The 6,562-nt window shown below is 69.0% G+C and carries 5 protein-coding genes; 1 reads left to right on the forward strand and 4 read right to left on the reverse strand.

Translation table 11 applies throughout. The features are described from left to right. Positions 1-5: 5 nt before the first annotated feature. The 3 genes from IG78_RS0135995 to IG78_RS0136005 form a co-directional block, all read right to left on the reverse strand. Entirely contained in the window at positions 6-575 is a 570-nt protein-coding gene (locus IG78_RS0135995; protein WP_078965678.1) for a tetratricopeptide repeat protein, read from the reverse strand. Positions 576-742: 167 nt separating this feature from the next. Further along, on the reverse strand, positions 743-1,645 hold the full coding sequence (locus tag IG78_RS0136000; RefSeq protein ID WP_030572098.1) for an acyl-CoA thioesterase: 903 nt from the start codon (positions 1,643-1,645) through the stop codon (positions 743-745). A 37-nt stretch (positions 1,646-1,682) separates the two neighbouring features. Beyond that, complete coding sequence (locus tag IG78_RS0136005; protein WP_199813323.1) at positions 1,683-4,256, reverse strand: DEAD/DEAH box helicase; 2,574 nt, start codon at positions 4,254-4,256, stop codon at positions 1,683-1,685. Between the two features lie 61 nt (positions 4,257-4,317). On the opposite strand from IG78_RS0136005, the gene IG78_RS0136010 reads away from it, so the two are divergent. Continuing rightward, on the forward strand, positions 4,318-5,112 hold the full coding sequence (locus tag IG78_RS0136010) for a metal-dependent hydrolase (protein WP_030572104.1): 795 nt from the start codon (positions 4,318-4,320) through the stop codon (positions 5,110-5,112). 53 nt (positions 5,113-5,165) lie between these two features. Here the strand turns inward: IG78_RS0136010 and dctA are convergent. Continuing rightward, positions 5,166-6,562 (reverse strand): C4-dicarboxylate transporter DctA (gene dctA / locus IG78_RS0136015; protein ID WP_051853285.1); only part of this gene is annotated, 1,397 nt, incomplete at its 5' end.

A 6,562-nucleotide genomic window follows, 5' to 3' on the forward strand; every position in this document is an offset into this window, starting at 1 on the left:
GTCGCCTACACCGTCTCGTCGAGATCCTTCGCGTAGTGCTCGATGGCGGGGCTGTAGGTAGTGATGTCCGGGTCCTGGCTCGTCGTGGCGAGCAGGTGCAGCAGGATCCCCATCGCCTCGTGCGACTGATCCGTGTTGTAGAGCGCCATGGCCAGGAATGTCTTCAGGGCGCCGTCGTCCGGGTACTCGGCGGACGCGTCGCGCAGGGAAGCCACGGCCTCCTCGTACCGGCCGAGGACGCGGTATGTGCTGCCGAGGCCGAGGAGCGCGCCGCGACGGTCGTCTTCCGACAGGCCGGGCTGCTGGATCGCGCGCAGGTAGTACGGCAGCGCCTCGGCTTCGAGGCCGAGGGTGTCGTGCACCCACGCGGTCTGGTAGGCGACCTCGGCGTCGTCCGGGAAGCGTTCGCTGAGCGGAACCAGGAGGTCGCGTGCTTCCTCGCGGTTGCCGTTCGCACGGAGCCGTACGGCCTTAGCGAGTATCCGGTCGCGCTCGCCACCGGCTTCCGTGTCCGCGCCTGTGGGCGCAGGCGTGTCGGTGGCCCCGCCTGAGCCTGTTGTGCCGCTGTCGTCCATGTGGTTCTCCCGTCCCCTGCGACTTCCCCGGTTTGGGGAGAGTCGCTGATAACCGTCTTGGTCACCAGCCTGTGCGGGCAGGTGGCCCACCCCGGCCCCGGAGGCTGTCATGTCCCGTCGACCGAACCTTCCGCCCAGCCCGTCGGCCGCGGAACACCGTCCTCCGCTCATGCGTCCGGCACGCGCGTTTCCTGGTGGTGAGGCGTATGCGGGCGGAAGAGACCCTCCTGGACGACTGAGACAAGAAGCCGGCCTTCGGCGTCGTAGATCCGCCCTCGCGCAAGGCCACGGCCGCCCGTCGCGACAGGGGACTCCTGGTCGTACAGGAACCACTCGTCGGCGCGGAAGGGCCGGTGGAACCACATGGCGTGGTCGAGAGAGGCCATGTCATAGCCGCGGGGTCCCCACAGCGGTTCGACCGGGATGCGGACGGCGTCGAGGAGGGTCATGTCGCTGGCGTAGGTGAGCGCACAGGTGTGCACCAGCGGGTCGTCGCCGAGCGGGCCGACGGCACGCATCCACACGGCGCTCCGCGGCTCGGCGTTCTCGATCTCCTCGGCGGTCCAGCGCAGCCGGTCCACGTAGCGGATGTCGAAGGGCTGCCGCCTGGCCATCCGCTCCAACTGCTCCGGGAGCGCGCCCAGGTGCTCCTTGATCTCCTCGGCGACCGTCGGCAGCGACTCAGGGGCGGGCGCGTCGATACGGGGTGGCAACTGGTGTTCGAAAGCGCCCTCTTCGGGCTGATGGAAGGAAGCGGTGAGATTGAAGATGGTGCGACCCTGCTGGACCGCTGTGACGCGGCGCGTGGTGAAGGAACGGCCGTCGCGCACCCGCTCCACCTGGTACACGATGGGCACGCCCGGCCGTCCGGGGCGCAGGAAGTACGCGTGCAGCGAGTGGACCGGCCGGTTCCCCTCCGTGGTGCGCCCGGCGGCGACCAGTGCCTGCCCGGCGACCTGCCCGCCGAAGACACGCTGGAGCGACTCCTGCGGGCTGCGGCCGCGGAAGATGTTGACCTCGATCTGTTCCAGGTCCAACAGGTCGACCAGGCGGTCGGCGGGATTGTTCATGGCGGTCCTTCGACTCCTGTCCAGGGGAACGGGAAGGTCAGAGCTGCCCGACGTCCGTGACCCGGACGACGGCGCGGCCCTCCTCGTCCGAAGCCGCGAGGTCGACCTCGGCGCTGATGCCCCAGTCATGGTCGCTGTTCGGGTCGGCGAAAGTCTGCCGGACGCGCCACAGACCGTGCTCCGCGTCCTCCTCGATGCGCAGCAGCTTGGGGCCGCGCGCGTCGGGCCCGGTGCCCAGGTCCTCGTACTCGTCCCAGTACTTGTCCATGGCGGCACCCCAGGCGTCCGCGTCCCAGCCGGACTCGGCGTCCAGCTCGCCGAGCTCCTCGACGTGGTCCAGGGCGGCGAGCTCGACGCGGCGGAAGAGCGCGTTGCGGACCAGGACGCGGAAGGCGCGGGTGTTGGCCGTGACCGGCTTGACCTGGTCGGCCTTCTCCTGCGCCTCCTCGGCCGTCATGACCTCGGGGTTGGCGAGCTGCTCCCACTCGTCCAGGAGGCTGGAGTCGACCTGCCGGACCATCTCGCCGAGCCAGGCGATGAGGTCCACCAGGTCCTCGGACTTCAGGTCGTCCGGGATGGTGTGCTCCAGCGCCTTGTACGCGCTCGCGAGGTAACGCAGGACGATGCCCTCGGTCCTGGCCAGCTCGTAGAACGACGTGAACTCCGTGAAGGTGAGCGCCCGTTCGTACATGTCCCGGACCACGGACTTCGGGGACAACGGGTGGTCGCCGACCCACGGGTGACTGGTGCGGTAGGTGTTGTAGGCGTGGAAGAGGACCTCTTCCAGTGGCTTCGGGTACGTGATGTCCTGAAGGCGCTCCATCCGGTCCTCGTACTCGACGCCGTCGGCCTTCATCAGAGCCACTGCCTCGCCGCGTGCCTTGTTCTGCTGGGCCGCGAGGATCTGGCGCGGGTCGTCGAGGGTGGACTCGACGACGGAGACCATGTCGAGGGCGTACGAGGGCGACTCGGGGTCGAGCAGTTCGAACGCGGCGAGGGCGAAGGTCGACAGCGGCTGGTTCAGCGCGAAGTCCTGCTGGAGATCGACGGTCAGGCGCACGACGCGGCCGGTGGCGTCAAGCTCGTCGAGCTTCTCGACGACGCCGCCGTCGAGCAGGGAGCGGTAGATGGCGATGGCGCGACGGATGTGGCGAAGCTGCTGCTTGCGCGGCTCGTGGTTGTCCTCGAGAAGGTGGCGCATCGCCTCGAAGGCGTTGCCGGGCCGGGCGATCACCGAGAGCAGCATGGTGTGCGTGACGCGGAAACGGGACGTGAGCGGCTCGGGATCCGAGGTGATGAGCTTCTCGAAAGTGTTCTCCGTCCAGCCCACGAAGCCCTCGGGAGCCTTCTTGCGCACCACCTTGCGGCGCTTCTTCGCATCGTCGCCGGCCTTGGCCAGCGCCTTCTCGTTCTCGATGACGTGTTCGGGCGCCTGTGCGACGACGAAGCCCGCCGTGTCGAAGCCCGCGCGACCGGCGCGTCCTGCGATCTGGTGGAACTCACGCGCGCGCAGGGTGCGGACACGGTTGCCGTCGTACTTGGTGAGCGCCGTGAACAGCACCGTGCGGATGGGCACGTTCACGCCGACGCCGAGGGTGTCCGTGCCGCAGATGACCTTCAGCAGGCCGGCCTGGGCGAGCTTCTCCACGAGACGGCGGTACTTGGGCAGCATGCCGGCGTGGTGCACGCCGATGCCGTGCCGGACGTAGCGCGAGAGGTTGTGGCCGAACTTGGTGGTGAAGCGGAAGTTGCCGATCAGCTCGGCGATCTGGTCCTTCTCGGCGCGCGTGCACATGTTGATGCTCATCAGCGACTGGGCGCGCTCGACGGCCTGTGCCTGCGTGAAGTGCACGATGTAGACCGGTGCCTGCTTGGTCTCGAGCAGTTCGGTCAGGGTCTCGGTGATGGGGGTGAGGCGGTATTCGTACGAAAGGGGGACCGGGCGGGTCGCGGAGCGGACCACGGAGGTGGGGCGGCCGGTGCGCCGGGTGAGGTCCTTCTCGAACATCGAGACGTCGCCGAGCGTCGCGGACATCAGGACGAACTGCGCCTGCGGCAGTTCGAGCAGCGGGATCTGCCAGGCCCAGCCGCGATCCGGTTCCGCGTAGAAGTGGAACTCGTCCATCACCACTTGGCCGATGTCGGCGTTCTTGCCGTCGCGCAGCGCGATGGAGGCGAGGACCTCGGCGGTGCAGCAGATCACGGGCGCGTCGGCGTTCACGGAGGCGTCGCCGGTGAGCATGCCGACGTTCTCGGTCCCGAAGAGCTTGCACAGGTCGAAGAACTTCTCCGACACCAGCGCCTTGATGGGCGCGGTGTAGAAGGTGACCTTGTCGGCGGCGAGCGCGGAGAAGTGCGCTGCGGCGGCCACCAGGCTCTTGCCCGACCCGGTGGGTGTCGACAAGATCACATTTGCCCCGGAGACCACCTCGATCAGCGCCTCCTCCTGGGCCGGGTAGAGAGTGATGCCCTGCCCCTCGGCCCACGACGAGAAGGCTTCGAAGAGGGCATCGGGGTCGGCATCCGGCGGGAGCTGATCGATAAGGGTCACACCCCCATCTTGCCTCCCTTCCGACCCGATCAGGGAACCGGACGGCCGCACGAAGATCACGAACGATACGCTGGTCCGCCAACGGGGCTCGGGGACAACGGAAATGGGGCGGGCGGCAGCAATGATGGGACCGGCACACTCTCTGTCGGGGGCAGCGGCCTGGTTGGGGGTCGGCGCCGCCGCGGCCGCCGCGGGGCACTCGATGCCCTGGCCGGTGCTCCTTGTGGGAGCGCTCATCTGCGCCGGGGCGGCGCTCGCGCCCGACCTCGACCACAAGTCGGCGACCATCTCGCGCGCCTTCGGACCGGTCTCGCGTGGCCTGTGCGAGATCGTCGACAAGCTCTCGTACGCCGTGTACCGGTCGACCCGCAAACCGGGCGACCCGCGCCGCTCGGGCGGTCACCGCACGCTCACGCACACCTGGGTGTGGGCGGTGCTGATCGGTGCGGGTGCGTCGGTGCTCGCGGTGACCGGTGGCCGCTGGGCGGTGCTCGCGCTGCTCTTCGTGCATATGGTGCTCGCCATCGAAGGGCTGCTGTGGCGGGCCGCGCGCGGGTCGAGCAGCGATGTCCTTGTCTGGCTCCTCGCCGCGGCCAGCGCATGGATCATGGCGGGGGTTCTGGACAAGCCGGGCAACGGGTCGGACTGGCTGTTCACGGCGCCGGGCCAGGAGTACCTGTGGCTGGGGCTGCCGATCGTCCTTGGCGCGCTGGTGCACGACATCGGGGACGCGCTGACCGTCTCCGGCTGCCCGATCCTGTGGCCCATCCCGATCGGACGCAGGCGCTGGTACCCGATCGGGCCGCCGCGCATGATGCGGTTCCGGGCCGGGAGCTGGATCGAGCTGAAGGTCCTGATGCCGGTGTTCATGCTGCTCGGAGGCGTGGGAGGCGCGGCCGCCCTCAATTTCATCTGAGGCGGCAGGACCCGTCCGGGGACGCCCCGGGTCAGCCCGGCGGGGCCTCGGTGTCAGGTCTTGGCCAGGGCCGGAGCGGATCCCGTGTCGTGGCCGTCGTGGCCCGGTGGTGGCACGGCCTCCGGGCCGGGGTCCTCGGCTGGTTCGGGTGTGCCGGTGCGCAGGACGCGGTTGACGCGGGCGGTGTCGAGTGCGCCCTCCCAGCGGGCCACGAGGAGGGTGGCGACGCTGTTGCCGGCGAGGTTGGTCAGGGCGCGGCACTCGGACATGAACTTGTCGATGCCGAAGATCAGCATGATGCCGGCGGCGGGCACGGTGCCGACGCTGGAGAGCGTGGCGGTCAGGGCGATGAATCCGGCGCCGGTGACGCCGCCGGATCCCTTGGACGTGAGGATCATGACGGCGAGCAGGCCGAGCTGCTGGCCGAGGGAGAGCGGTGTGTCCGTGGCCTGGGCGATGTAGACGGCGGCCAGGGACAGGTAGATGGAGCTGCCGTCGAGGTTGAAGGAGTAGCCGGTCGGCACGGTCAGGCCGACGATGTCGCGACGTACGCCGAGGCCCGCGAGTTTGGTCATGAGCCGGGGCAGCACGCTCTCGGAAGAGGACGTGCCGAGGACGATGAGGAACTCCTCGCGCAGGTGGTTCAGAAGTCGGAAGATGCTGATCCGCAGGAGTGCCAGGGCACCGCCGAGGACCACGACGACGAAGAAGAGCGAGGTGCCGTAGAACAGGCCGATGAGACGGCCGAGGCTGGTCAGGGTGGAGATGCCGTACTTGCCGATGGTGAAGGCCATCGCGCCGAAGGCTCCGACGGGCGCCGCCAGCATGATGTAGTGAAGGATCTTGAACACGACGGTGCTCAGCCGGTTCACGCCTTCGACGATCGGGGCTCCGGTCGGCCCCACGGCCTTGAGCGCGACACCGAAGAGCACCGAGAAGAAGATCACCTGAAGGATGTTGCCCTCGGCGAAGGCGCCCACGGCGCTGGAGGGCACCACGTCGGTGAGGAAGTGCCACCAGCTCTGACCCTCGCCGTCCTTGACGTACTGGGCGGCATCGCCGGAGAGGCGCAGTTCGCCGGGGTGGGCGTGGACACCGGCACCCGGCTGGAAGACGTTCACGGCGATCAGGCCGAGAGCAAGGGCGACCAGGGTTCCGGCCTGGAAGCAGACGAGGGACTTGAGGCCGACCCTGCCGACACGGCGCAGGCTGTCGACACCGCCGATCCCGCCCACGACGGTGAGGAAGACGATCGGCGTGATGAGCATCTTGATGGCGGACACGAAGGTGGTGCCCACCGGCTCCAGGCCGACGCCGACCTCCGGCCAGAGCCAGCCGGTCAGGATGCCGCAGACGATCGCGGTCAGGACCCAGAAGTAGAGCTGCCGGTACCAGGGCTTGGACGGCGGGCGGACAGGGGCGGGGGTCGGTGCGGGGGAGGGGCCGGGGG

It is taken from the genome of Streptomyces aureocirculatus (genome assembly GCF_000720475.1).
GTDB classification, from domain to species: Bacteria; Actinomycetota; Actinomycetes; order Streptomycetales; family Streptomycetaceae; genus Streptomyces; species Streptomyces aureocirculatus.